At 45.0% G+C, this 26386-nt stretch carries 26 protein-coding genes; 23 read left to right on the top strand and 3 right to left on the bottom strand.

Translation table 11 applies throughout. The features are described 5' to 3' along the window. Positions 1–4: 4 nt before the first annotated feature. The 14 genes from BAU14_RS01080 to BAU14_RS01020 all read left to right on the top strand — a co-directional run bounded on the left by BAU14_RS01080 (position 5) and on the right by BAU14_RS01020 (position 12828). Positions 5–718 (top strand): sirohydrochlorin chelatase, encoded by a 714-nt coding sequence (locus tag BAU14_RS01080; RefSeq protein WP_161898250.1) that lies wholly within the window; start codon positions 5–7, stop codon positions 716–718. Beyond that, positions 703–1146 (top strand): precorrin-2 dehydrogenase/sirohydrochlorin ferrochelatase family protein, encoded by a 444-nt coding sequence (locus BAU14_RS01075; RefSeq protein ID WP_161898249.1) that lies wholly within the window; start codon positions 703–705, stop codon positions 1144–1146. Before BAU14_RS01080 ends, BAU14_RS01075 begins: the two co-directional genes overlap by 16 nt. 31 nt (positions 1147–1177) lie before the next feature. Continuing rightward, positions 1178–1300 (top strand): hypothetical protein, encoded by a 123-nt coding sequence (locus BAU14_RS14425; RefSeq protein WP_272927969.1) that lies wholly within the window; start codon positions 1178–1180, stop codon positions 1298–1300. Positions 1301–1722: 422 nt separating this feature from the next. Then, entirely contained in the window at positions 1723–4161 is a 2439-nt protein-coding gene (gene nirB / locus BAU14_RS01070; protein WP_161898248.1) for a nitrite reductase large subunit NirB, read from the top strand. Further along, positions 4161–4466 (top strand): nitrite reductase (NAD(P)H) small subunit, encoded by a 306-nt coding sequence (locus BAU14_RS01065; protein ID WP_202622142.1) that lies wholly within the window; start codon positions 4161–4163, stop codon positions 4464–4466. Before nirB ends, BAU14_RS01065 begins: the two co-directional genes overlap by 1 nt. A 101-nt stretch (positions 4467–4567) precedes the next feature. After that, the gene (locus tag BAU14_RS01060; protein WP_161898247.1) at positions 4568–5398 is read left to right on the top strand and encodes a formate/nitrite transporter family protein; all 831 of its coding nucleotides are present in this window, start codon (positions 4568–4570) and stop codon (positions 5396–5398) included. Between the two features lie 405 nt (positions 5399–5803). Beyond that, the gene (locus BAU14_RS01055) at positions 5804–6106 is read left to right on the top strand and encodes a hypothetical protein (protein WP_161898246.1); all 303 of its coding nucleotides are present in this window, start codon (positions 5804–5806) and stop codon (positions 6104–6106) included. A gap of 8 nt (positions 6107–6114) precedes the next feature. After that, positions 6115–6714 (top strand): uroporphyrinogen-III synthase, encoded by a 600-nt coding sequence (locus BAU14_RS01050; RefSeq protein WP_161898245.1) that lies wholly within the window; start codon positions 6115–6117, stop codon positions 6712–6714. 294 nt (positions 6715–7008) lie between these two features. Next, complete coding sequence (locus tag BAU14_RS01045; RefSeq protein WP_161898244.1) at positions 7009–8586, top strand: ABC transporter substrate-binding protein; 1578 nt, start codon at positions 7009–7011, stop codon at positions 8584–8586. Between the two features lie 226 nt (positions 8587–8812). Then, on the top strand, positions 8813–9772 hold the full coding sequence (locus tag BAU14_RS01040) for an ABC transporter permease (RefSeq protein ID WP_161898243.1): 960 nt from the start codon (positions 8813–8815) through the stop codon (positions 9770–9772). Continuing rightward, positions 9769–10602, top strand: coding sequence for an ABC transporter permease (locus BAU14_RS01035; RefSeq protein WP_161898242.1), 834 nt, complete (start codon positions 9769–9771; stop codon positions 10600–10602). Before BAU14_RS01040 ends, BAU14_RS01035 begins: the two co-directional genes overlap by 4 nt. 2 nt (positions 10603–10604) lie before the next feature. Continuing rightward, positions 10605–11396: an ABC transporter ATP-binding protein gene (locus tag BAU14_RS01030; RefSeq protein ID WP_161898241.1), complete on the top strand. Its 792-nt coding sequence runs from the start codon at positions 10605–10607 to the stop codon at positions 11394–11396. Then, positions 11393–12280, top strand: a complete 888-nt coding sequence (locus tag BAU14_RS01025; protein WP_161898240.1) for an ATP-binding cassette domain-containing protein — start codon at positions 11393–11395, stop codon at positions 12278–12280. The genes BAU14_RS01030 and BAU14_RS01025 overlap by 4 nt, the downstream gene beginning before the upstream one ends. A 146-nt stretch (positions 12281–12426) precedes the next feature. After that, positions 12427–12828 carry an OsmC family protein gene (locus tag BAU14_RS01020; RefSeq protein ID WP_161898239.1) on the top strand — a complete coding sequence of 134 codons (402 nt, stop codon included), beginning with the start codon at positions 12427–12429 and terminating at the stop codon, positions 12826–12828. A gap of 176 nt (positions 12829–13004) precedes the next feature. Here BAU14_RS01020 and BAU14_RS01015 read toward each other — a convergent pair whose 3' ends face one another. Further along, on the bottom strand, positions 13005–13289 hold the full coding sequence (locus BAU14_RS01015; protein WP_161898238.1) for a DUF1905 domain-containing protein: 285 nt from the start codon (positions 13287–13289) through the stop codon (positions 13005–13007). A gap of 86 nt (positions 13290–13375) precedes the next feature. Between BAU14_RS01015 and BAU14_RS01010 the strand changes: the two genes are divergently transcribed. After that, positions 13376–14851, top strand: a complete 1476-nt coding sequence (locus BAU14_RS01010; protein WP_161898237.1) for an amidase — start codon at positions 13376–13378, stop codon at positions 14849–14851. Between the two features lie 166 nt (positions 14852–15017). On the opposite strand, the gene rnhC is transcribed toward BAU14_RS01010, so the two are convergent. Then, the gene (gene rnhC / locus BAU14_RS01005) at positions 15018–15977 is read right to left on the bottom strand and encodes a ribonuclease HIII (protein ID WP_161898236.1); all 960 of its coding nucleotides are present in this window, start codon (positions 15975–15977) and stop codon (positions 15018–15020) included. A gap of 388 nt (positions 15978–16365) precedes the next feature. Between rnhC and zapA the strand changes: the two genes are divergently transcribed. From zapA to BAU14_RS00965, 8 genes are all read left to right on the top strand, one after another. Further along, positions 16366–16836, top strand: a complete 471-nt coding sequence (gene zapA / locus BAU14_RS01000; protein WP_161898235.1) for a cell division protein ZapA — start codon at positions 16366–16368, stop codon at positions 16834–16836. A 136-nt stretch (positions 16837–16972) separates the two neighbouring features. Further along, positions 16973–17521, top strand: a complete 549-nt coding sequence (locus tag BAU14_RS00995) for a CvpA family protein (protein WP_161898234.1) — start codon at positions 16973–16975, stop codon at positions 17519–17521. A 125-nt stretch (positions 17522–17646) separates the two neighbouring features. Then, positions 17647–20010, top strand: a complete 2364-nt coding sequence (locus tag BAU14_RS00990; protein ID WP_161898233.1) for an endonuclease MutS2 — start codon at positions 17647–17649, stop codon at positions 20008–20010. Between the two features lie 184 nt (positions 20011–20194). Beyond that, positions 20195–20509 carry a thioredoxin gene (gene trxA, locus BAU14_RS00985; protein WP_161898232.1) on the top strand — a complete coding sequence of 105 codons (315 nt, stop codon included), beginning with the start codon at positions 20195–20197 and terminating at the stop codon, positions 20507–20509. Positions 20510–20689: 180 nt separating this feature from the next. Continuing rightward, positions 20690–22519: an excinuclease ABC subunit UvrC gene (gene uvrC / locus BAU14_RS00980; RefSeq protein ID WP_161898231.1), complete on the top strand. Its 1830-nt coding sequence runs from the start codon at positions 20690–20692 to the stop codon at positions 22517–22519. Between the two features lie 359 nt (positions 22520–22878). Continuing rightward, positions 22879–23493: a hypothetical protein gene (locus tag BAU14_RS00975; protein WP_161898230.1), complete on the top strand. Its 615-nt coding sequence runs from the start codon at positions 22879–22881 to the stop codon at positions 23491–23493. A gap of 384 nt (positions 23494–23877) precedes the next feature. After that, a complete protein-coding gene (locus tag BAU14_RS00970) occupies positions 23878–24777 on the top strand; it encodes an ABC transporter ATP-binding protein (RefSeq protein ID WP_161898229.1) in 900 nt (299 codons plus the stop codon). Then, positions 24770–26029: an ABC transporter permease gene (locus tag BAU14_RS00965; protein ID WP_161898228.1), complete on the top strand. Its 1260-nt coding sequence runs from the start codon at positions 24770–24772 to the stop codon at positions 26027–26029. The genes BAU14_RS00970 and BAU14_RS00965 overlap by 8 nt, the downstream gene beginning before the upstream one ends. A gap of 246 nt (positions 26030–26275) precedes the next feature. On the opposite strand, the gene BAU14_RS00960 is transcribed toward BAU14_RS00965, so the two are convergent. Next, positions 26276–26386: transposase (locus BAU14_RS00960; RefSeq protein WP_161898227.1), on the bottom strand; the 111-nt coding region annotated here is incomplete at its 5' end.

The following is a 26386-nucleotide window of genomic DNA, read 5'->3' as shown; positions in this document are numbered from 1 at the left end:
GACGTTGAAAGGAATTGTTTTTGTGCTTCACGGGCGGCGAAATCGCATCGCTCGTGGAAATTTTGCTGCGGTGGAACAACTTGTCCCCCTGCTAGAAAAAAATGGTTTTTTGTGTCGGATTGGTCTCTTGGAAGGTGATCATCAGACGTTGGAAGCGGCACTGACCCAGTTGCAGGAATTAGGGGTGACAGAGTATCTATTGGTGCCGGTACTGTTGTTTGGTGCGACTCATTTTAAGCAGGATTTACCAGAGCGGACCCAAAAAATCTTAGGTGAGGCCAAGGTTCAACTGCTGGCACCTTTGGGCACGACACAAGCGATTTATCAGTCTTTGAAACAGCAATTAATGATAAACTTAGCAGAAAAGCCGGGGACGAGGGGCCTTTTGATTGCTCACGGCACGCCCCATTATCAGGAGCCGGCAGTAGAATTGCAACAGATTGCCGCCAAGATGTCACAAGAAACGGGGGATCAAATCCTTGCTGCAAATTATATCGGCTCCAATGATTACCAAAGCTTTCTTACCGCACATCCAGAGGAACGCTTTGTGATTCAACCTTTCTTTTTGACTCACGGCCATCTCGTGGAAAAGATCAGTCAGTGGATTAAAGAAAATCATTTGCCAATGGATGTGATTTTACCAACTTTGGAAGAAAGTCCAGCGTTAGTTGAAGCATTGAAAGAAAGGCTGGTGGAAGCAGGATGTATCCCGTCTTAATCGAAATCAGCCACTTGCAGGTATTGGTGGTGGGAGGCGGTCGAATTGCCAGCCGAAAATTGACTGAATTAATTGCAGCAGGCAGCCGTCCGGTGGTTATTGCGCCGAAAGTCAGTGAGAAGATTCGTGAGTGGGCAGATGCAGGGCTGGTAACTCTGAAACAGCGGGACTTCTGTAGCGGCGACACTGAAGCATTCGACATGGTATTTATCGCCACAGATCAGCCAAAAGTGAATGATGCTGTCTTTAGTGAGCTGCGACCAGGACAATTGGTGAACGACACCACAGTGGCTTCTCGAGGGAATTTTATGAATTTAGCCCTAGTGAAAAAAAGAGCGGGGACAGTGGGTATTACGACTTTCGGTACCGATCCTGCCACAGCCAAACACTGGAAAGAAAAAATCAATCGTCTGCTGGCTGACGACTAATTGTTTTTTTATGAAGCGAGGGGCTGTGACAATGGTTGAGTTACCCTCCGACGAACCGAACAATACCAAACGTGAGGCCCCAAAAGCCGACAATCTTCCATTAAAATCATTGGAAGATCGTCGGCTTTTCATTGCTAAAAATTTCAAAGACTGACTAACCTTGATTTCATCAAGCCAAGTCAGTCTAATTCACTTCTCTTGACACGTATGGTCATGTTCTCTCTTCGGACTAAGACATCAAGAGGCTCACAAATTTCCCTCATCCATACAGTTTTATTAGTTTTAATTAACAGCCGTCGTTTAGCACTTGGACATTACTTATCACATTTTCTTTCCTACGATTAGGGATTTGAGCGAAATGCTCGGAAAGCTCGGAAACGCTGTTATTATCGGCAGCGGAAGCATTAAAAGGTTAATTGAGAACGATTCTTGATCAGTAATGCACAATACTAGGGAATCCCCTAATTTTCATTTTTTTCCTTTTCATTTATTGTGAATTTTGTAACAAATGATCTGAGATATTGGATTATTTTTGTCTGATTCGCTGCTTGTAAAATAATCTATGAGGTGAACAAAATGAAAGAACGTTTAGTCGTAATCGGTAACGGGATGGCCGGTGTCCGCACTGTGGAGGAGATCATTGCCCGGGACCCAGATCGTTATGAAATCACTATTATTGGGAAAGAAGAGTATCCAAATTACAATCGGATCATGCTCTCTAATGTGTTGCAAAATAAAATGACAGTGGACGAAATCATCACAAATCCACTGGCATGGTATCGAGAAAATAACGTGACACTGATCAACAACGAGCCAGCCAAAACTCTCGATCACCAAAAGAAAACTGTCACAACAACTGCCGGAAATACACTGTCTTATGACAAATTAATCTTGGCTATGGGCTCAAATCCCTTTATTTTGCCAGTTCCGGGAGCGGATAAAGAAGGTGTCGTAGCCTTCAGAACAATTGATGATACTGCTGAAATGCTGGCGGCAGCCGGAAAGTACCAAAAAGCTGTCGTCATTGGTGGTGGACTTTTAGGTTTGGAAGCTGCTAAAGGCTTGCAAGATCAAGGCATGGATGTCACAGTCGTTCATTTGGCCAAATGGTTGATGGAGACGCAACTGGATGAAACTGCCGGCAAATTGCTGCAGGCAGAACTAGAAGAGCAGGGCCTGAAGTTCTTAATGGAACACGCCACTCATGAAATTCTTGGTGACCAACGTGTGACGGGACTGAAATTTGGTAACGGAAGTGAAATTGAAACGGATTTGGTAGTGATGTCTATCGGAATTCGTCCAGCTGTTGAATTGGTGAAAGAAAGTGGCATTGAAATCAACCGGGGAATCATTGTCAACGACTTTATGGAGACGAGTTTGCCAGATATTTACGGTGTGGGAGAATGTGTCGAACACAACGGCATCTGTTACGGCCTGGTAGCTCCGTTATTTGAACAAGGCAAGGTACTGGCAGATCGGTTGACTGATCAAGCGGATATCAAGCCGTACCAAGGATCGACAACCTTCACCTCTTTAAAAGTTTCCGGTGCAGATCTGTATTCAGCGGGAAATATCTTGAATACGGAAGGATTAGATACTATCGAAGCTTTCGATAGCGCTACTCGCAAATACAAAAAGATTTTTTTACAAGACAATAAGATCGTCGGGATTGTGTTATACGGGGATACCGAAGACGGTAGCCGTTATTACAATATGATGAAAAAAGGCGCTACTATCGAGGACCTGCAGTCGATTTCAGTACTGACGGCACCTGGGTGTGATGGCGCAGCTGGCGGCGATGTACTGGAATGGGAAGACGACGAAACAGTCTGTGGTTGCAACGGCGTTTCCAAAGGCGATATTTTACGAGCAATCCGGGAAAAAGGCCTCACCAGTGTAGCGGAAGTTGGCAAAGTGACGAAAGCAGGTACTTCTTGTGGAAAATGTAAAGGGGACATTCAAGTCCTGTTGGAAGCGGAACTGGGAGATGCGGTGACAGCAGCTACCGGAATTTGCGGTTGTACGGATTTGAACCGCGATCAGGTGATGACTCAGATCTACGCCAAACATTTGACTAGTACAAAAGCAGTATTCGAAGCTTTGGCTTGGCGCAATCCAGAAGGGTGTTCGAAATGTCGGCCGGCAGTCAACTTTTATTTGAACGTGGCGTGGCCAGCCGAACACGAAGATGAACGGACTTCACGAGTGGCCAACGAACGCATGCATGCCAATATCCAAAAAGACGGAACCTTCTCTGTAGTTCCACGGATGCGAGGGGGGCAAACCAATCCTCAGCAGCTGATCCAAATTGCCAAAGTCGCTGAAAAATACAATGTTCCGTTGCTGAAAGTGACTGGTTCACAGCGAATCGGCTTGTATGGGGTCAAAAAAGCCGATTTACCGGCAATCTGGGAAGAATTGGATATGGTAGCGGCACAGGCTTATGGAAAAGTGTTCCGCTCGGTGAAAACCTGTGTCGGCAAGAGTTTTTGTCGTTTTGGGACCCAAGATACGATGGGGCTCGGTGTGAAATTGGAAGAAACCTTTGAATACATTGATACGCCTCATAAATTTAAAGTGGGTGTGTCTGGTTGTCCCCGCAGCTGTGTTGAATCAGCGGTTAAAGACTTTGGGATTATTGGAGTAGAAAATGGCTTCCAAATTTATATCGGCGGCAACGGCGGGACCGAACTGGTGGAAGCACAACTGTTGACGACAGCTGAAACAGAAGCAGAAGTTATCGAACTTTGCGGTGCAATGTTGCAATATTACCGTGAAACAGGGATCTATGGGGAACGGACAGCGCCGTGGGTAGAGCGGATGGGCTTTGAAAACGTCAAAACTGTCTTATTAGATGCTGACAAGCGCAAAGAACTTTGGGAAGCCTTGAATTTTGCTTCAGAAGTTAAAGGGCGCAAAGATCCTTGGGGACAAATCGTTAAAAGTCCGGATCTGCGAGAAAAAATGTACACATTGGACCATCGGGAAGTCGTTTTGGCAGGAGGTGTCAACTGATGAAAGTATTGGCCACACAAGTTTCAAAACTGATGCCGCTGGTGGGACGTTCAGTTACTGTTAACGGGGAAAAAATCGCCATTTATCAAATTTCCGATGGACGAATTTTTGCCTTGGAAGATTATTGTCCATTGACTGGCGCACCCATTTTAGAAGGTCTCGTTGCGGGGGAATATGTTTTTGATCCAATGCGGGATTACAAGATTTCTCTTTTAGACGGCAAGATCCAAGAGCCGGATGAAGGTCAGCTAAAAACGTATCCGCTCACAGTAGAGGGCAATGATATCTATTTAGAGATCGCCTAAATCAAATTAGAAGGCAATTGCCATAAGCCATGGCCTGCCTTCTAAGGTTACATACAAACGGTTTTTAAAGAACCAAATTCAAAAGAAAATGAGGAAATGTTATGAGTTTATCACCGAAAGAATTAGTGGATGAAGCAATTAAACGAGGCAAGGCGAAAGCCGAGTACAGCACGTTGACTACGGCAGTTTTAGGGATTATGGCAGGGGTATTTATCGGTCTGGCAGGAGTGGCAATGATCCGCACGATGGGTTCAATGCCGGCAGAATGGGGAACTTTTGTGAATCTGCTGGGAGCATTAATTTTTCCTTTTGGTTTGATCTGCCTTCTCTTAGTAGGCGGGGAATTGGTTACCGGAAACATGCTGACGGTGACGATGGCCCTCTATGGGAAAGTGATTACTTTCCAACAGTGGCTGCGCAATATGTTTTTGGTTACCGTCTTCAATTTTGTCGGTGCCGCCGGTGTCGCTGTTTTCTTTGGTTACTTTTCCAACACACTGCAAGGTGCTTTTGTGGAGCGAACAATTGCTGTTGCTATGGGACGGGTTGCTGATGCGCCATTGCAAGCCTTCCTCTCAGGAATTGCTTGTAATATCTTGGTGTGTACAGGGGTATACATGAACATGGCTTCAAAAGATTTTATCGGTAAAATCTTTGGGACGTTGTTGCCGATTACTGGCTTTGTGATTGCTGGTTATCAGCACGTAGTAGCCAATATGTTTTTGATTATGGCGGGCATTTTAGCCGGTGGCGTAACTTGGTCGCAATTTGCTTCTAACCTGCTCTTTGTCTGGCTGGGCAATCTGGTGGGCGGCGGCGCAATTTTGGCAGGCAGCTACTTCTTAGCTTTCAAAGTTGGAATGAAACAAACGACAACGACTTCTAACGCCGTTAAAAAAGACCCAGTCGAAGGGATTTTAGAAAACGAATAATCCAGGCCGTATCCAAGATGATGACAATCGTCTTGCCACCGGTTTTCGAAACGAATCCCCCAAGTGAGTGACAAGCAAAAGACGAGTAGCTTTTGGTTTTTTACCAGAAGTTACTCGTCTTTTCGTTGTGAAACAGTTCGAATGTTGACTAGCCTTAATTTTTATTAAGCCCAGTCAGTGTCATTCACTTTTTTAGACGTAAGGGGCTGTTCATTTTGCAGATTCAGTTGCAACATTATCGACCACTTTTTTTCACTGCCAGTTGCCATGTTGAATAGCTTGAAAGATTCACTAGTTACCATTAAAAAATGAGTGCTGTTAAAAGTATAGAAAGACTTAAAAAGCGCTATACAAGTCAACTGAGATTGCGTACAATAAAAAAGATTTGAGACAGGAGAATGAAGGATGCCCCCATATTCACAAAAAAATCAGCCCGGCAGTCGCAGCGCGCGACATGAAGCTCTAGCCAAGAGACCAGAGCCTGTAAAAGAGCCAAAAGTCTCGGCTATCAGTCGCCAAGTAGCCCGTTATATTGCCACACAGGGTACTGATCTGGCAGGTTACATGACAGCATTGAAGGAGCGAAGTAAAAGGATCTGGGGAAATAGTCAAAAACAGCGAGGACAGGGTCTGGTTTTATTGACACGAGGCAAAGGATTGAATCAAGAAGACCGTGTTTTTTTGAAGGTGCGGGCTTTCGGACGGTGAACGTTTCTTTGACTGGCATTGAACCAGTAACTTTTTCAAAAGAAATGGTAGCAGCGATTCGTCATGCACAATGGCTGGTTTTTACCAGTCAAGCACCAGTGGCTCCTGTGTTGCAACAGGCGGCTTCTGGAGTCAAGATTGCCGTCATCGGTGAAAAGACCGGAGCTGCTGTGGCTGCTGCAGGTTTTACCGTGGATCTGATCAGTCCTCAAGAAACCAAGCAGGCATTGGTGGAGGAGCTGAAGCGTCGGTTACCTTTGGGGACGCAAGTAGTGTATCCCAAATCGCAGCTGGCAGATACTTCTTTGGAAGAAAACTTGGCAGAGCAGTTGCGGGTGACTAGTTTTACAGCGTATCGCAACATTCTTCCAGAAAACAGTCAAAAGCGGATTTTAGAACTGTTGACAAAAAAACGATTGACGGCAGTTTATTTGACTAGTCCATCAGCTTGGCGCCGTTTTCGAGAAATTTATGAAACGTTACCGACTGCTTCTGACGAAAAGCTGCAGTTGATTGCCATTGGGAAAACGACCTTAGCAGCGATTCAAAAAGATGGTTACCAAGCCCTGTTGAAGCAAGCGTGGCTGGCGTTGACTAAAGGTGAGTAAGAAAAAAACGTGCTCAAATCAGCTCTGCCTGAATAGATAACTCATTCAAAGGTCGCTCTTCAATTATTGGAAGGGCGACCTTTTTAGCGTTGTATCTATACTTAGGAGCAGCAGTAGTTGCAGATGAAAAAACATCCATAAGAAAAACCTATGACCAGCTATCAAAAATACCGATTTTTCATTTGCTGAAATTCCTCGTATACTTGCTGATAACTTGGCAACTTGGATTGAAAATTGGTTTTTACCTTTTTATTCTAAGCTTGTTGAAATTAGCAGCTTTCAGGAGGAAATGATATGAAAAAGCGAAATCAATTACTGGGGTTACTGGGTACTACCGCTCTTTTGTTGGCAGCTTGCGGTGGACAAAAAGCTGCTACTGACGAATCAGTTGATAAAAAAAGTCAAACAGGAGCTGCTGATACTTTTACGTATGCAATCAGTGGAGATCCCACTTCTTTAAATCCCATCAACACGAGTGATCGTTGGGGACTGACCGTTACTAACATGATCTATTCACCACTAGTACGGGTCGAAGGTGACGGAACATTGAAAAATGAATTGGCCCAAGATGTGAAGACTTCTGAAGACGGTTTAACGGTAACTGTCGATTTGAAACCAGATATCAAATGGTCCGACGGTCAACCTTTAACTGCAGATGATGTCGTCTTTACCTATGAACAAAAGGTTAAAAAAGAAAACGGCAATGCCGACAGTCTCTGGGTGGCAGACAAACCAATCACTGTAGAGAAAGTCGATGACGACACTGTAGATTTCAAACTGCCTTCTGTCAGCGGTGCGGCTGTTAATAACATTGCAACAGAAACTTATATCATTCCAAAACACATCTTTGAAAAAGAAACGGATTTTTCTGTCAATGAATTGTCGGCAAAACCGGTGGGAACCGGCCCTTACAAGCTGACTGAATACAAACGAGGGGAATACCTGCGTTTTGAAGCCAACGACAGCTATTATGGCGGCAAACCGCAAATCAAAAATGTTACGCTGCGGATTATCGTTTCAGCGGATACCACCAAAGTTGCCCTGCAAAAAGGTGAAGTGGATGCTAGCTTCGTATTGCCAAGTGACATTGCCGATTTGGATGCTAAAACCATCACTACGTATCCCTACAGTGAAAATCGAATCGGTTATCTGGGCTTGAATACACAAACGGACAATTTGAAAGACGTCAAAGTTCGACAAGCAGTACTTTATGCGCTGGATAAAGCTGAGCTGGATAAAGCGGCTTATCTTGATTCGCAATACTATGAAGAACCAGTTTCCATATTGCCGCCAGCCAATCCGTTTGCAACTAAAGATGTCGAAGCTTATCAAACGGATACTAATAAAGCGGCAGCCCTGTTAAAAGAAGCGGGTGTTTCAGACTTGAAACTGACTTTGGGCTTCAGCTCATCTGATCCCGCTCAGACCATTCAAGCCACACTAATTCAACAACAGTTGCAAAAAGCCGGAATCACGGTGGACTTGCAAGGTGGTGACGGGACGGCAATCTTTGCTGAACTGAAAAAAGCGGGCAGCACCAAATATGATCTCTTTTTGGGAGGTTATATTATGGGGAATGATCCTGATCTGTACAGCGCCCTCTTCAAATCTGGTGGCTCGGCGAACTATTTCCAATATGCCAGTGCAACGACCGACGAACTTTTTGAAAAAGGTGCTGCAGAATTAGATGAAACAAAGCGTAAAGAAATCTACAATCAACTACAAGGGCAAATCGCAGAGGATGCAGTGATTTATCCGATTGTTGACAATAAAAAGATTCTTGCAGTCAATAACCGGATCACAGATGTAGAAAAAGCCGGCTTGATCCCAATCTATACCTTTGAAGACTTGTCAAAACTTGCCATCAAATAAGTGTTGAAGGTCAAAAAAAGAACAGTTGCAGCTTGCGGCGGCGACTGTTCTTTTCGATTTTTTTGCAAGTAGTGTTTCACACTAAAGTCAGAACCGCAGCCAGATAAGCAAACTTCTCTGTCGCTGTCTAAGTTCTAAGCTGATGAAACGCTTTTTGCTAAAAAACGACAGCCGTTTTTCATAGTACCGGCTGATACGAAAAATTTATTCGGAGAGGATGTTTGCTTTGTCTCGTTTTATTTTTAAACGTCTGCTTCAAGCGATTCCGATGCTTTTGATTATTTCCTTCATTGTATTTTCGCTGATCCAGGCGGCTCCTTATGATGTCATCGATTCTTTGACCACGCCGAACATGAGTCAGGCCCAAATTGATCTGTTGCGACAAAAAAATGGATTAGATCAGCCATTTTTGATTCAGTATTTTTTGTGGCTGAAAAATATCTTTCATGGTGATTTTGGTCATTCTTTGGTATCGCAAACCAGTATCGCTCAAGAGTTGGCGGTGCGGATACCCAATACCATCAAGCTGGTCGTACCGGCTTATTTGACAGCCCTGTTGTTGGCCTTTCTTTTGGGACTGGCTGCAGCGGCACACAAAGATCGCTGGCCAGACCGACTGATTAATGGGATTGCCTCATTTGGAATTGCTGTACCGACGTTTTGGTTTGCCATGATTTTGATCTATCTCTTGGGGTATCGGCTGAATGTGTTTCCGATTATCGGTATGCACACGGTGGGGCAAGAAGGCTCTTTTGCGGATTTTCTGGCACATTTTTTCATGCCTTACCTGACGTTGACGGTGGCTTTTTTCCCAGAGTTGACGCGCTATATCCGATCATCGGCACTGCAGCAGGTGGCAGAAGACTATGTCACGGTTCAAAAAGCTTTTAAAGCAACTCGCTGGCAGATTTTCAAACGCCACATTAGTCGCAACGTCTTGGTTCCGGTAGTCACACAGTTAGGGATGGCTTTGCCGATGCTGGTGACTGGTGCGATTATTACCGAAAGTATCTTCGGCTGGCCGGGAGTTGGCCCTTATCTTATGAACAGCACCAAAAGTTTGGATTATCCGGTCATTATGGCATTGATGTTGTTGTCAGCGACCTTGGTAATTTTGGGGAATCTGCTGTCTGATATTTTGTATTCTTTGGTGGATCCTCGCATCAGAAAAGGAGGACAGTCATGACCCGACGATTTCAAAAAAGCCGGCAGGCGCTGTTTTCCTCGCCGGTCTATCTCTTTAGTTTTTTCTTTCTGGCGTTGTTGATCTTATTGTCATTGGCAGCACCATTGATTCCCATCGATCCAAACGCTACCGATGTCAGCCAGATGTCACAAGCCCCCAGCTGGCAGCACTTATTCGGAACGGATGAAGTAGGAAGAGATTACTTTATCCGCGTGTTGTACGGCGGGCGGGTATCCCTTTTGGTGGGGGTCTTGGCGATGCTGACAGCAACAACGATTGGGACAGTAGTTGGTCTAGCTGCCGGCTATTTCGGGGGCTGGCTGGACAATCTTTTGATGCGCTTAGTGGATATTTTATCTTCAATCCCTTGGCTGGTTTTAGTCATTGTTTTGAGTGTCTTTTTGAAACCGGGATTGTCGACGATTATCATCGTGATTGGTGGTTTTTCCTGGATGAGTATTGCCCGCTTGATTCGCGGCGAGACGTTGGCAGTTAAGGAGCGGGAATACGTGTTATACAGTCAATTTGTCGGGGTGACTACTTCCAAGATTATCCGTCGTCATATTTTGCCGGCGGTTTTGCCTACATTAACTGTGGCGGCTTCAAACAGTATATCCAGTGCTATCATGACTGAATCGGCACTGAGCTTTTTGGGGATGGGCATCCAACAACCGCTGGCATCATGGGGCAGTTTATTGCAAAATGCCCAAAATAGTTTGCAACGAGCACCATATATGGCGATTTTACCAGGACTGTTTGTGGCACTAACTGTTTATTCATTCAATAATCTCGGGGATTATCTTAAATCTCTGTTGCAACGGGAGGGCTGAAAATGACTGAACTGATTGAGGTTCGTCACCTAAAAGTGCGACATGTACCGAAGAAAGCAGCGGCCAAAGAATTGGTCAAAGGCATTGATTTAAGTATTACTAAAGGCCGAATTATCGGTATTATCGGTGAATCCGGTAGTGGAAAAAGTATGGCGATGAAGGCTTTGATGGGGTTGTTACCAGAAGGAGTCCAAGCCGAAAGCCAAAGCTATCTTTTTGACGGACAAGCAGTGAAAGATGCGGCAGACTTGCCCATCAGTATGATTTTTCAAGATCCTATGACTTCGTTAGATCCGGTACGCACAGTGGGCTATCATCTGCGAGAGGTGATTTTTCGACAACAAAAATTGTCAAAGGCTGCATGCGACCAATTGGCTATTCAACAATTAGAAAAAGTTGGAATTCCGCAACCGGAGCAACGATTGAAACAATATCCTCATGAGCTATCCGGTGGCATGCGGCAGCGGGTCATGATTGCGATGGCTTTGTTGACAAATGCCCAGGTATTGATTGCCGATGAGCCGACAACGGCACTGGATGTAACTGTGCAGGCCCAGATTTTGGCGCTGATTCAGCAATTACAAGAAGAAACGGAACTGACGGTGATTTTAGTTTCCCATGATTTCGGAGTTGTCGCTGGCATGTGTGACGAGGTGCATGTGATGTTAGAAGGACAATTTGTAGAGTCTGGCAGTGGCGAAGATATTTTTTATCGTCCACAACATCCATATACGAAGAAATTATTGCAAGCCGCAGCTTTTGTTGAAGAAGATCAAGGAGGGGCATCTCTGTGAAAAAAGAATTGATTCGTGTAGAGGGGGCCTCCAAGATTTTTCGCTCCCGTAACTGGCGTGGCCAAAATCTCACCGTTGAAGCGGTGAAAGAAGTCGATATGGTAATCTATGAAGGAGAAACAGTTGGACTTGTCGGAGAATCCGGAAGTGGCAAGACTACTTTAGGCCGTAGTATTTTGGGCTTAGAAGCGTTGACTGCCGGAGACGTTTTCTTTGAAGGCACTTCTTTAGACAGCCTCGAAAAAAGTGAACGCAAACGTCGTTATCAGCAGATGCAAATCATTTTTCAAGACCCATATTCTGCATTGAATCCGCGCATGACGGCATTGGAATTGGTTCAAGAACCATTGCTGGACGTCCCTCGCAAGACTGCCCAGGACAAGGCAGTGGCCATGCTTTCGTTAGTGGGTATTACAGGAGAAGATGTTCATAAATTGCCGCGGGCGTTTAGCGGCGGGCAACGGCAGCGCATTGGGATTGCTCGGGCCTTAATCAATGAGCCGCGATTTGTCTTGTGCGATGAACCAACTTCCGCACTGGACGTGTCGATTCAGGCCCAGATATTGAAACTCTTGGCGGAGCTGCAACAAAAAATTGGGGTGACGTATCTGTTTATTTCTCATGATTTGAATGTGATTCGCCACATCAGTGATCGGATTTTTGTGATGTACCAAGGGCAAGTCGTCGAGGCTGGCCCAGCAGCTGCCATTTTCAATGACCCGCAGCACGCCTATACGAAACGATTACTGGCAGCAGCCCCGATTCCGGATCCCCAAAAGGCGCGAAAAGCTTTAAAACAATGGCGAGGCATCAATGGCAAAGCAGAAATCGTGGTGGGCAATCAGTTAGTACCCTATGCCAATGAGCATTTCGTTCGGATTTGATTGTTGGACTTGCAATTTTTTGTGGTTGGTTTAGCATGGGAGAAAAGCGCGAGCTAAGCTGAGACCGGTTAGAATGTTGAGAAAGAGTTGTCGGAGTTGATAGGGCAACTTTGAGATAACTAAAAACTTATGAGGAGTGGATTTTTATGAGTAATGGACAAAATGAATTGCAGCTAATCAGTGGGGAACACGGCTTTGAGCTGCCCCGAGAAGGCAGCGAAAACTGGGTGTTGCGAAAGGAATTTGGCTATTCACCAGTCCAAAGTTTAGTAGCAGCGGTGGGGGCTTGTGGCGGATACGTCTATCAGGAAGTCCTGGAAAATTCCAAGATTCCGGCTGTTTTTCATAAAGTGGAACTGCGCTATGAGCGAAATCCAGACAAGAAAGCGGAACCTTTGAAACGCATCGAAGTAACCTTCTTTGTGACTGTGGCAGAGGAATTAAAAGGCCGGGCGGAGCGGAGTGTACGCTTGGTATCTCAACACTGCCCGGTTATCCAATCTTTGGACCCAGCGATTGAAGTTGTGGAAAAAGTCGAATTTATTTGATTGGTGACTAGCTGTAAAACTTGAAGGTGTCGGTGAAACATTTTGTGAAAGTAGCGATCCTTATCGCAATACGAAGCAGTAAAAAAGAGCGGGAATCTCCAGCGATATCGTCATCGTCGGTGTTTCCCACTCTTTTTAGGTTGGTGGTTCAATAAGCTGCAATGTGGGCACTAAGCTTATGTTCGTTCAACGACCGTCACTTGTAGAAAATCACCAATCGTTTTACCCAGCTGTTGCCGGATATCTTTGCGGACTCCTAGAATATAGCAGATCTGGTCTTTGTTTTTGACACCCATATTGACGATGCTGCCCTCATAGGGAATGCCGTCAAACTCGGCATGCACTTTCACTCGACCTTTGCCAAATTCTTCACGGATATTATAGGGAAAGATTACATAGGCTCCCCCTTTACCGACTTCTGAGGGAAGAATTTCAGCTGTAAAGTGGTATGTTTTATTCATAGGGATCATCTGCTTTCTAAATCGTCTTTTCTCATAGTATAATCGTTTCAAACACCGGAGCAACTTTCCGAATCGGAGGCACAAATATGCAAGATGCAACTTATTGGGCCGAAGCCCTCAGAAAAAAAACGATCAGCTTTGGCGAACTGGTAGCCCAAATCAAGGAAAAGGTCGAAAAGGAGAATCCAGCCCTAAATGCCTTGGTGGCCATCGACTATCAAGCAGCACAGGCAGAATATGAAAAACGCGCCGCGACTGAAAATTTGTCCGACAGCCTTTTTGCCGGATTACCGGTACCCTTGAAGATTCTCGGCCAAGCAAAAAAAGGCTGGCAAGATAGTGGTGGTTCCCGCTTGTTTGCTGACGCGGTCTCTTCAGAAAGCAATCATTTTGTGAAACAGATGGAGAGTTTGGGTATTGTTCCTATGGGTCAGACCAATGCTCCAGAGTTTGGCTTTAAAAATATCACAGATCCTGAACTTTTTGGTCCCACTCGCAATCCATGGGATCAGGCTCGCTATCCTGGTGGCTCTAGTGGTGGGGCAGCAGCGGCAGTCGCCAGTGGCATGTTTCCGCTGGCCGGGGCTAGTGATGGAGGCGGCTCCATTCGTATTCCTGCTTCTTTTAGCGGATTGATTGGTTTGAAGCCTACGCGAGGAACGATGCCGGTGGGACCGGATGGCTGGCGAGGTTGGCAAGGTGCGTCGATCAATTTTGCTCTTACTGTTTCCATGCGAGATACAGCGGCCTTTTTCTACGGGATGAGAGGCACCGAAAATGCGGCGCCTTACCAAGCGCCGCGCAATGAATGGCAGCACGATCAGAACCAAAAATTACAGTTACAGCGCCCCTTGAAAATTGCTTTTACGACAGTTTCTCCGGTAGGCAGCGCAGTCTCTGCTGAGGCCGTTGCAGCTGTTCATCAAGCGGTCAGCTTTTTGACAGCAACAGGACACCAAGTGACGGAAATCAAGTATCCTTTAGATGGTGATCGGATTATTCGCAGTTATTATCAGATGAACGGGGCCGAAACGGCGGCGATGTTTGATAATATTCAAGCTGGTTTGCAGCGACCAGTGTCTAAAAACGAGGTAGAATTGATGACATGGGGGATTTGGCAGTATGGCCGCAAGTTACCGGCTGCCGGGTATGTGAACTCTTTGGCTGTCTGGGATCAAGCAGCAGCTGAGATGAGTCGCCTTCATGAAACCTATGACCTGTTTTTGACCCCCACCACCGCACAAGTGGCTCCTCGCTTGGATCAAGAGCTGGTCAGTCAAAAAATAGTTGAAGAGCTGGCAGTGATGGATCAGAAAACGACTGACGCAGGAGCAGAGCTGATTTATCGCATGTTTGAAAAAAGTCTGGCCCTCTCTCCATTTACACAGCTGGCAAATCTGACGGGACAGCCGGCAATCAGCCTACCGACGCATGTGACAAAAGCAGGACTGCCACTGGGAATCCAATTTATGGCTCAAAAAGGGCGGGAAGACCTATTGTTGGCAATCGGTCGTAGTTTTGAAGCAGCGGGCTTGTTCCGACTACCGACTGCATGGCAATAGGGTGGCATTAGCTGTTAGCTTTTGACGTCTAAGAGTAATTGAAAAAAGCAAGGCGGCCGCAGAGAAAATTAATCGATGCGGTTTGCCTTACTTTTTTGTGTAGCTATTTATGTGAGATATGAGCAGTTCTTGTGATCCTTAAGCTATCAACTGATTGCTGGAAATATTACTTTCCAGCGATTTTCAATGCCTTTTGGGTATTGGCAAAGTGGAGCTTAGCATAGTTGCCTAATAGCTCCAAGCCACCTTTTTGAATGAGGCGGGCAGCCACTTGATCGGATTTCGCACCGGCTCCTGAAGGGAGAGTCAGCCCTGCTTCGGCAGATTCCTTCTCCAGTTCTTCTAAGAAACTCGCCCGGCATAAAATAGAGGCCGCTGCTACAGCAAGGTGATATTGCTCTCCTTTTGTTACGAAATACATAGGTTCAGTCACTTTGTGAGACTCATCTTTCAGATAGTTGCGGTAATTCGCGGGACTGGTGAATTGATCCACCAAGATACCGTCGGGTTTTTCCGGAGCGATTTCTTGTAAAAGCAAATACAAGGCTTGATTATGCAAGACGGCTTTCATATGAACAGCATTGTAGCGAGGCTGAACGGCATTGTATTTTTCTGGTGTAACGACTAGTTTACGATAAGGCACCAACTCCATGATTGCGGGAGCCATTTGCCGAATCTGAACATCCGTCAGCATTTTTGAATCCTTGACTCCTAGTTTTTGCAAAGCGGGTAATTTCTCTTTTGCCGCATAGACGGCACAAACCACCAGGGGGCCAAAGTAGCTGCCGTTGCCGACTTCATCAGAGCCCGCCACACTCCAGCCGGCAAAGCCGGCGGGAAGTTTAGCTGTGTCGACAGCAGCAGATTTTCCCTTAGATGTGGTTGTTTTTTTTATTGACTTAGAGTTGGAGGCTGTCGGGGAAACTGACTGCCAGCGCCCGGCTTCTTTTTCGGCACCGCCGCCTTGGAACATCACTTTTCCAGAGCTGTAAGCGGTGATAGTGACGGCGCCGACTTTGGCAGTAAAGGCGGCATAGGGATTTTTATTTGGTATTAGCTGCGGCTGATAGTGCTTTTTCATGGCCTGCAGCTGGGCAGTATCTGGTTTCAAAACGACTTGTGTCATAGCTCTCATCCATTCTGTAAATTGTCGAGGATAAGTGTAACATAATTGCTCAGTTTTTTGCCGATGATGACTAAAAACTGTAAGAAATCGTTGTGGCTTATATTTAGACGTGGAAATTCACCGTCGTTTAACATATAATGTATAGGTGTTTTCGTGTGCCGTGAAGAGCGACTTCGGGAGTGTGGCAGAAGATTCGTGGGCATAGAAAAAAACGGCTGCCTTAGCTTCTATTTTTTCAGCAAGTCTGAAAAGCAGCCAATTAGGCTTCAAGGCGTAAGTACTGGCGACCCTTGGGGAAACGGCAGTAAGCAGACGAAATTGCGGATGCGGCAGAAGCAAGTGTTCTGCGGCGCCTTTTTGTACATCATTACAGGAGGAATCAGTGGGCATGCCTGCAGAAAAGAAACGTTACAAAGCAGTGATCGCCAATCAAACCTATACCATCATCGGTCATGAAACGGCCGCCCATATGGATATGGTGATCAAACTGGTAAATGACCAGTTAAAAGAAATCAAAAGTCTTTCACCCGCCATTGATAACGAACAGGCCGCCATTCTTTTGGCAGTCAATGCAATCAGTGATCAATTGAAGCGGCAAGAAGAGTTGTTAAAGCTGCAAAAGAAAAATCGGGAACTGCGAACACAGGCGTTGAAAGCGACAGAATTGGAAAATCGCATCAAACGCATTGAAGCAATCGAAGCTGAAGCCAAGCAAGTATTGGAACAGTCTGGTCGTAGCGATATTGTAATTCACAATCATGTGGAAGCACAGCAAATTCTAAATCAACATCGCAAACAAGAAATTCGTGGCAAAGTGCCACAGGAAAAACAGGAGACTGGCGGACCGCAAACTAAGTGAGCGGAAAGCGGCTATTTTCTGGGTAAAGCTACCACGGGTAGCGGTAGCGTCTGCTGCCACCTTCAAAACTTATTGAAGGCAGGTGGATAGAAATAGTGTTGGGCAGGCAGTACCTGCAGACAGAAAGGAACGATATATGATCGGGTTAATCATCCTTATTCTCCTAATTGTCGCTTTTTATGTGGGTGGCAGACGAGGAGCGCCGTTGCAGATTTCATATTCTGTCGGTTATCTGATCGCTTTTATAGTTGCATGCAGCAAGTACCAAGGTCTTGCCAAAAAGCTTGAACTTTATATCCCTTATCTTTCAGTGACTCAAGACAGTAAGTTAGTATTTTATACGATGGAACAGGCATTGGATTTGGACAAGTCCTATTATGCCGCTGTTGCTTTTATCATCATTTTATTTGTTGGTTGGCTGATTACGAAGTTTCTAGGCATCTTTTTGTATAATCTGCGCTTCAAGCGGATGACGGAAAATTTTGACTGGCTAATCAGTGGCATACTGAATGTGCTGACCGTCTATCTGGTGATTTTTCTACTACTTTCGGTGTTGTCCATGATTCCATTGGCAACCGTCCAAAATCTTTTCCGCAAGAGCTTTGCGGCCCGCACCATCGTGGAGCATTCGCTTTTCTTTTCTAACTTTTTTGAAGGCTTGTGGTTTACGAATATCTTGAAATAATTGCAGGGCAGACGGTGAGACACGGTCTGCCTTTGATGCATTCTTTGCAAAAATTGCCCACAGATCGTAGTTTTGCTCAGCTAAAAACACGGTTGCGGGAACTATTAAACAGGCAGGTGAACAACGTGAATGAACGTATATTGAATACATTGGAATTTCATGCAGTCAAACAGATGGTAGCCAACTTTTTGGTAACAGAACCGGGCAAAGAAGAGCTGGCCCAGTTACAACCCACCAATGAAGCAGCCACCATTGCCCAGTGGCTGCAAGAGACTTCAGACGGCCTAAAAGTCCAACGGTTGCGAGGGGGAATTCCAATCCCCAAAATTGAAAATATCCGTCCACAAATGAAACGGATTGAAATCGGTGCGGATTTGAACGGCATCGAATTGGCTCAAGTGACACGAGTTTTGACGACCACCAGTGAGCTGACGCGCTTTTTGGATGATTTAGAAGAAGCGGAAATCGAGTTTGAACGACTGTATGAGTGGCGGGACAAATTAGTCACTTTACCGGAACTGACCAGACAGTTGAAGACCGCCATCGATGAAGACGGGCGGGTGACCGATGATGCTTCACCGGAATTAAAGACAATCCGCAACAGCATTCGCCACAGTGAACAGACTGTCAGAGAGCAGCTTGACAGCATTATCCGCGGGGGCAATGCCAAATACTTGAGTGATGCGATCGTCACGATGCGAAACGATCGTTACGTGATTCCTGTTAAACAAGAATACCGTGGTGTCTTTGGCGGCGTCGTCCATGATCAAAGTGCTTCTGGACAAACGCTTTTCATCGAGCCTAAACAAATCGTAGAAGCCAATAATCGGCTGCGTTCCCAACAGATTGCCGAACGTCGGGAAATCGAACGGATCTTGGCGGAGCTTTCAGCAGCTTTGGTCCCTTATCGCCGAGATATTTTGCAAAACGCTTATGTGATTGGCCGTTTGGATTTCATCAATGGGAAAGCACGCTTTGGTCAAGATTTAAAAGCAGTGGTGCCAGCTGTCAGCCCAGAAAATCACGTGATTTTCAAACAAGCACGACATCCTTTAATTGATCAGGAAAAAGTCGTTGCCAACGATATTTTAATCGGGCAAGAATATCAAGCAATAGTAATTACAGGGCCGAATACCGGTGGGAAGACGATCACATTGAAGACGCTGGGACTTTTGCAACTGATGGGTCAAGCCGGCCTACCTATTCCGGTAGAAGAAGAGAGCCAAATGGGAATTTTTGATGAGATTTTCGCCGATATTGGCGACGAACAGTCTATCGAACAAAGCCTGTCCACTTTTTCTTCACACATGACCAACATTGTCTCGATTTTGAAAAAGGTCGATGCCCATAGTCTGGTGCTGTTTGACGAGTTGGGGGCTGGTACAGATCCACAGGAAGGGGCAGCGCTGGCGATTTCTATCTTAGATGAGCTGGGGGGGAAATCCGCTTATGTCATGGCGACTACCCATTACCCAGAACTGAAAGTCTATGGTTACAATCGTGCCAACACAATCAATGCATCGATGGAATTCGACGTGGATACACTGAGCCCCACCTATCGACTTTTAATTGGTGTTCCCGGGCGGTCCAATGCCTTTGAAATCTCTAAACGCTTAGGCTTAGACGGACATGTAATCGATGCTGCCAAGGCAATTATGGATGGTGAAAGTCAAGACCTGAATGAAATGATCGCAGACCTGGAAAATCGTCGCAAAATGACGGAGACTGAATACTTGGAGCTGCGGCATCACGTCGAAGAAGCCGAAAAACTCCATCGTGATCTACAGCAAGCATATACGTATTTCTTTGAAGAACGAGAAAAAGAAATGACCAAAGCCAAGCGTAAGGCCAATGAGTTAGTGGAAGAAGCCAAAGATGATGCGGAAGCAATTATTTCCGATCTGCGGAAGCTGCAGTTGGCAGGGGGCCAAAACAAGGTCAAAGAGCATGAACTCATCGATGCTAAGAGCCGCTTGAATGATTTGCATCAAGAAGAACACCTGCAAAAAAATAAAGTGCTACAAAAGGCCAAGGCCGCTAAAAAACTAAAAGCCGGCGATGAGGTCTTGGTGACTTCTTATGGTCAGCGAGGAGTATTGGTACAAAAAGTCGGCAAGGATCAATGGCAGGTTCAGTTGGGGATTTTGAAGATGACCTTGCCAGAAGCCGACTTGCAATCGGTCACACCGGCTAAAGAACCTGTTCAACGTATGGTTAGCACGGTTCGTTCTGACAATGCGTCTCATGTCTCTACACAATTGGACCTGCGAGGCAAGCGCTATGAAGAAGCGTTGAACGAGGTGGATCAATACCTGGATGCTGCAATCTTAGCTGGCTATCCGCAAGTGACGATTGTGCATGGGAAAGGGACTGGTGCCTTACGACAAGGCATCACCGATTATCTTAAAAACCATCGCAGTGTAAAATCCTTTGAATTTGCTCCAGCTAATCAAGGCGGCAATGGGGCCACCATCGTGAAATTCAAATAGCCTGAGAGGATTTCTTGGGAATCTTACAAATTGTAAGCAGAACAATGTTCATTGAATGAGTTGCGTGCTATAATATTCTCAGTGAACGAGGGAAACCTCAAAATAACAAAATTAAGCAGACTGAGATGCATTTTTCACAAGTTGATTGATGTTTTCAGTGGGCAAAATAACTGGAGGTATAGACATGGCTAAGGCTATTTCTGATGCAACTTTCTCACAAGAAACTGACAACGGATTGGTTTTGATCGACTTTTGGGCAACTTGGTGTGGCCCTTGTCGGATGCAAGCTCCGATTTTGGAACAACTTTCCGGAGAATACAGCGAAGACGAATTGAAGATCGTAAAAATGGACGTGGATGAAAATCCTGAAACACCAAGCCAATTTGGTATCATGTCAATTCCTACCTTGTTGTTGAAAAAAGACGGCGAAGTGGTAGACAAAGTTGTTGGGGTACACACGAAGGAACAATTGCAACAATTGATCCAACCCCACATGTAAAAACAGCGTAAAACATCCAAATGAATTCCTGCCAGCTCGGACTTTTGCAGTAACTGCTTTTTAATAAGCAGTCGCCCAATGGTTCGGGCTGGCACTTTTTCGGTCGCTTTAGTATAGTCAAAACGTAAGCGGCGTCTTTTTTTCGCAGCAAGTTTGGGATCCAACAGGAAGGTGAGGCTTTTGAACGAACGGATCAAAAATAAATTAGCTCTTTTGCCGGATCAGCCAGGCTGTTATCTGATGAAGGATAAAAATGGAACGATTATTTATGTAGGTAAAGCCAAGATTCTGAAAAATCGGGTGCGTTCGTATTTTACCGGCAGTCATGATACCAAGACCGAGCGACTGGTATCTGAGATTGAGGATTTCGAATACATTGTTACCGAATCAAATATTGAAGCACTACTGTTAGAGATCAACCTTATCAAAAAGAATGATCCTAAATACAATATCATGCTCAAAGATGACAAGACCTATCCTTTCATCAAGATTACCAACGAAGATTATCCTCGTCTGCTGATCACTCGGAAGGTCTTAAAAGATAAAGCATTTTACTTTGGGCCTTACCCGGATGTCGGTGCAGCCAATGAGACAAAAAAACTGCTGGATCGATTGTTTCCGCTGCGAAAGTGTAAGGTGTTACCTAAGGAAGTCTGCCTGTATTACCACATGGGCCAATGCCTGGCACCTTGTGTTTTTGACATTCCCAAGCAGACTTATGTGGATATGGTCAAAGAGATCAAGCAGTTTTTAAATGGTGGCCACAGTGAGATCCAGCATGACTTACAAGAAAAAATGACCACTGCTGCAGAAAATATGGAATTTGAAAAAGCCGCGGAATATCGGGATCAGATCAAAGCCATCGAAACTGTCATGACCCGACAAAAGATGACGCAAACTGACTTTATGGATCGAGACGTCTTTGGCTACTCAGTGGACAAAGGCTGGATGTGTGTTCAGGTCTTTTTTGTTCGTCAAGGAAAACTGATTGAACGGGATGTCTCGATCTTTCCTTTCTATAATGACGCTCCCGATGATTTTTTGACTTATATCGGCCAGTTTTATCAAGAAAACGAACACTTTGTTCCTAAAGAAGTGTTGATTCCTGATGATATCGATTCAGAGTCAGTCGAAGCACTGTTGCAAACCAAAGTTTTACAGCCGAAGCGAGGGGAAAAGAAGAAATTAGTCGACCTTGCTGGGAAAAACGCTCGCGTTGCTTTGAGCGAAAAATTCCAGTTGATTGAGCGCAAAGAAGAACGAACAATCGGCGCAGTGCAAAAGCTGGGGGATGCGATGAACATTCCGACACCGATTCGAATCGAAGCCTTCGACAATTCCAACATCCAAGGTTCAGATCCGGTCTCTGCCATGATCGTCTTTATTGACGGTAAGCCAGCCAAAAACGAATACCGTAAATACAAAATCAAAACTGTGGTAGGACCGGATGACTATGCTTCGATGCGAGAGGTCATCTACCGCCGCTATTCTCGAGTCTTGAAAGAGGGCTTGCCGTTTCCAGACCTGGTGGTGATCGACGGTGGGAAAGGCCAGGTAGATGTAGCACGAGATGTCTTGGAAAATCAGCTGGGATTAGATATTCCTATTGCCGGTTTGGCTAAAAATGACAAGCATAAAACCAGTGAGCTGCTTTTTGGACCAGAGTTGGCTGTAGTACCGTTGGCGCGGAATTCGCCAGAGTTTTTCTTGCTGCAGCGAATCCAAGATGAAGTCCACCGTTTTGCCATCACCTTTCATCGGCAGCTCCGCAGTAAAAACAGTTTTTCTTCTAAGCTGGACGGCGTCGAGGGCTTAGGACCTAAGCGTAAAAAGCTTTTGCTGAAGGAATTCAAATCATTGAAGAACATTCAAGCAGCAAGCATTGAAGAAATTCGCCTGTTGGGGATTCCAGAAAAAGTGGCTCAGGCAGTAAAACACGCACTAGGAGATACCTCACAACCAGAGACACCAGAGACTTCAGAAAAAGCCGATGATGCCTCAATTGATTAAAAATGGCCGGCAGCTTTTTATAGAGTTGCCGGTCTTTGCTTTTGTTAAGTACTAGATAGCCCTGGGGCAGTCTGATCTGAAAGAGACAGCCATTATTCTGTTTTTTAATTTTTGACGACGATGCTTCGAAAATGCCACCTAATTTAGAGATAGATCATAAAAATTGAAGGACGAGAGCTGCAGGTAAAGAGTGATTAAGGGAAATTTAACCATGGTAAAAACAGTTAAAATTTCGTAGATTAATTTTATTTTAAATGTTTTATAATCGCTGTAAGGCTTGAAAACATTTAAATTTAGATGGAAAGAGCTTATTTGTTTTGTTATAATAAGCGAAAATGCAATTTGAGGAGGATTGATTTGTGGAAGCTTCAACTATCGCGATCATTGCGTGTGTAATCGCACTGGCAGCTGTGGCTGTATCGGCATTGAGTCAATACAACAGTCGCAAACAGATCACGCAAATGGGACGTCGTTTATACGAAATGAACAATGAGCAAGAGAAAAAAATGGGTGAAATTGAGCGGATGGTGGCGTCGTTACGTCAAGAGGTTGTCAATGAGTGCCGCAATTTGACACAGGAAGAAACATCCCTACTAAAAAAGAACCTTCACGACAGTTTGAAGGAAGAAGATCTTTTGTTGAACCAGCTTTCTGAAGAACTGATCGCATTGCAAGATAAAACGGCGGCTGAGTTCGATGGTATGCTGACATGGCGCCAAGAGTTGGAAACAACGATGGGGATCCAAGTAGAAAATCAGGGTGTCTTTGTGGATCATGTCCGCACCCAGCTGGATGAGTTTGCCAAACACAGCCGTAGTTTGCCGGATCAACTGGATACCATTGCTGGTAAGCTGGAACAGATTCGCCGGTTAAAACGGGAATTGGCAGAAGTACAGCAGCCGATTCAATTGGATGCTTGGAAGGACGAACATTTCACTGAAGAGGTTGCATCAGTGACTGAAGGCGCTGTCTAAGAGCCAAAAAATGGTAAAAAAGCTAAAATCATTATAAGCTAGCCGATCCTGCAGAGGGTCGGCTTTTTTTGATTTGAGACAGTTTGGTTGGCTGATACGCTTATGCAACAGCTGATTACAATTTCGGCGACGTATCGCAAAGGACAACCTGTGGATTGTAATCAGCTGTTTTTAGGTCAAGGCTGAATTTAACAGTTGATTTCACCAAATGACAAAAAAATTCTTTGTGTTTCTAAAAAAAATTGCAAGAACTCTTTGTATTCTTTCTGGTTTCAGATAGAATAGAAAAAGGAAACGATTGTGAGGTTAACGCAATCTGCTGGTCGCCGGTTACTTAGAGTTTGGTAGGGTTGCGGCAAAATTATGGCAAAGGAGCAATGAAAGATGTTAGAGGTCAAAAACTTAAAGAAGACTTTCGGCGATTACACCGCGGTAGATGATTTGTCTTTTACCATCAATGATGGGACAATCATGGGTCTGATTGGTCAAAATGGCGCCGGGAAAACGACGACTTTTCGACTGATTTTAGACTTTTTGGAAGCTGATCGAGGCGAAGTGTTATGGAATGGGTATGCAATCAGCAGCAAAGAATATAACTTAATTGGTTATCTGCCGGAAGAACGAGGGCTGTACCCTAAAGTTTCCATTCAGGATCAGCTGGTTTTCTTTGCAGAACTGCGAGGGAAAAGCCGTAAAGAGATTCTGCCAAAAATTGATGAGTGGATGGATAAATTTCAGGTGAAAGGTAAGAAAACCGATAAAGTAAAATCTTTGTCTAAAGGGAATCAGCAGAAGGTCCAACTGATTGCCACCTTGATCCATGAGCCGAAATTAGTCATTTTGGATGAGCCTTTTAGCGGATTGGATCCGGTCAATGCTGAATTGCTGAAAGACGGAATCATTGAACTGAAAGCCAAAGGGTCCTGTGTCATTTTTTCCAGTCATAATATGGACAATGTTGAAAAAATTTGCGACCACCTAATCATGTTGAATAATGGTGTAACGGTGTTGAACGGAAAAGTCCACGATATCCGTGAATCCTTTGGTCGTACCAAATTGTTCTTGGAATCAGGGCTTAGTCAAGACCAATTGGCGAATTTGTCAGGCGTACAGACGGTTGCCACCAGAGAAGACGGCAGCTTGGAAGTCACCTTGTCTGATCCCAATGTCGGTCGCGACATCTTCTCATTGGCTACTGCTGACGGCTATATCCCAATGTTTAATCAGCAGCCGCCTACTCTGGAAGAGATCTTCAAAATGAAAGCAGGTGAGCACCATGAGTAAGTTTTGGGTGATCGCAGGAGATGTGTATAAGAAAAATGTAAAATCCGCTAGTTTTGCTATCTTGATTTTGGCGCCATTTTTATTCGGAGCATTTTTCTGGTTTGTAAATAACATTGCTTCCGGCAGTGATTTAAATCAGATTGGTGTTTATGCGGCAGATGCCGGTGTGGCAGAAGCTTTTACCAAAATGGAGGGGGATGACTACGAATTTGTAGCGGTGGACAGCGAAGAAACGGCTAAAAAGCAGTTGAAAGAGGAAAAACTAGATGCTTATCTGGTCTTGAAGATGTCTGATGAAGCAGTAGAGGGCACCATTTTTTCCGAATCTTCGGTGGGGACTACATTGCAGATGACTGTTCAGCAGATTTTGAACAGCATGCAGCGTAGCGCCCGTTCACAAGCGTTGGGACTGACAGCAGAGCAAGTTGCGCAATTGGACCAGCCGGCAGTCTTTAAAACTCAGAAAGTCAGCTTTGACGAATCTGGGAAGATGGAAGACAAAGACGACCATAGCTCTATTCAAAATATTGTAGCAATGGTGGCAACGATTTTGCTTTTGGTTTTCATCATGACTTACGCAAGCATTATTGCACAAGAAATTGCTTCGGAAAAAGGTACTCGAATCATGGAAGTTATCTTGTCGTCTACCAAAGCGCAAACTCATTACTATGGAAAATTAGCAGGGGTGCTGCTGGTGGCTTTGACCCAGATGGTTATCTATGTAGTGATGGGGATCATTGGTTGGCAAAAATTCAAAGACATGGATGTGGTGAAAGAATTTTTAGGAGAGGCTTCTCTTGAAAAACTCTTCGGTCCATTTTTGATTTTTACGGTAATTTTCGTATTGCTGGGAATCTTGATTTATTCCGTGTTGGCTGCGTTATGCGGCTCTCTGGTCAACAAAGCGGAAGATACTGCCAAAGCCATCGTTCCGGTGACCTACTTGTCTATGGCCGGCTATTTTATCGCTTATCTGATGGGATTGATGGATCCTCATAGCGCCATTTTGCGGGTAACCTCTTATATTCCATTTTTCTCCAGCTTTTCCATGCCAGTGCGACTGGCTTCGGATACGGCCACCGTTTCAAGTGCCGTCGTGTCGGTAGTAATTTTAGCGGTCGTCACACTGGTGATGATGCTGGTTTCTGCGGGGCTGTATAAATCCAATGTGCTGGTTTACAACGACAACGGCTTTTTTGCTTCGTTGAAACAATCTCTTATGTTGTTGAAAAACGACCGCAAAAAGGACTGATAATAAAAATTGCCTGCTGGGAATGTGACAATAGTTGAGTCACCGTCCTACGAAGCGAACACTACCGAACGTGAGCCCCCAAAAGCCGACGATCTTCCATTAAAATCATTGGAAGATCGTCGGCTTTTCATTGCTAAAAATTTCGGCTCTTCGTCAAATAGTGTTGGTGAGTTCAAATTGAATGAGTGAATGAGCTCAGGCAGGAAAAAATTCTTGCCTGAGCGCTTTTTTATTTTTCGCTCTTTCTTAAACAAAAATCAGCCCTTGGATGATGTAGATTCTTGAGCGAAAATTCAGGAAGTTCCGATATCCATAAGCGACACGCTTGATTATTTTTATCTTGTTATTCGTTCCTTC

The sequence above is a fragment of the Candidatus Enterococcus leclercqii genome, assembly GCF_009933135.1.
GTDB lineage: Bacteria > Bacillota > Bacilli > Lactobacillales > Enterococcaceae > Enterococcus_C > Enterococcus_C leclercqii.
The sequence above is the reverse complement of the archived record's forward strand: the minus strand, read 5'-3'. Positions and strand labels throughout refer to the sequence as shown.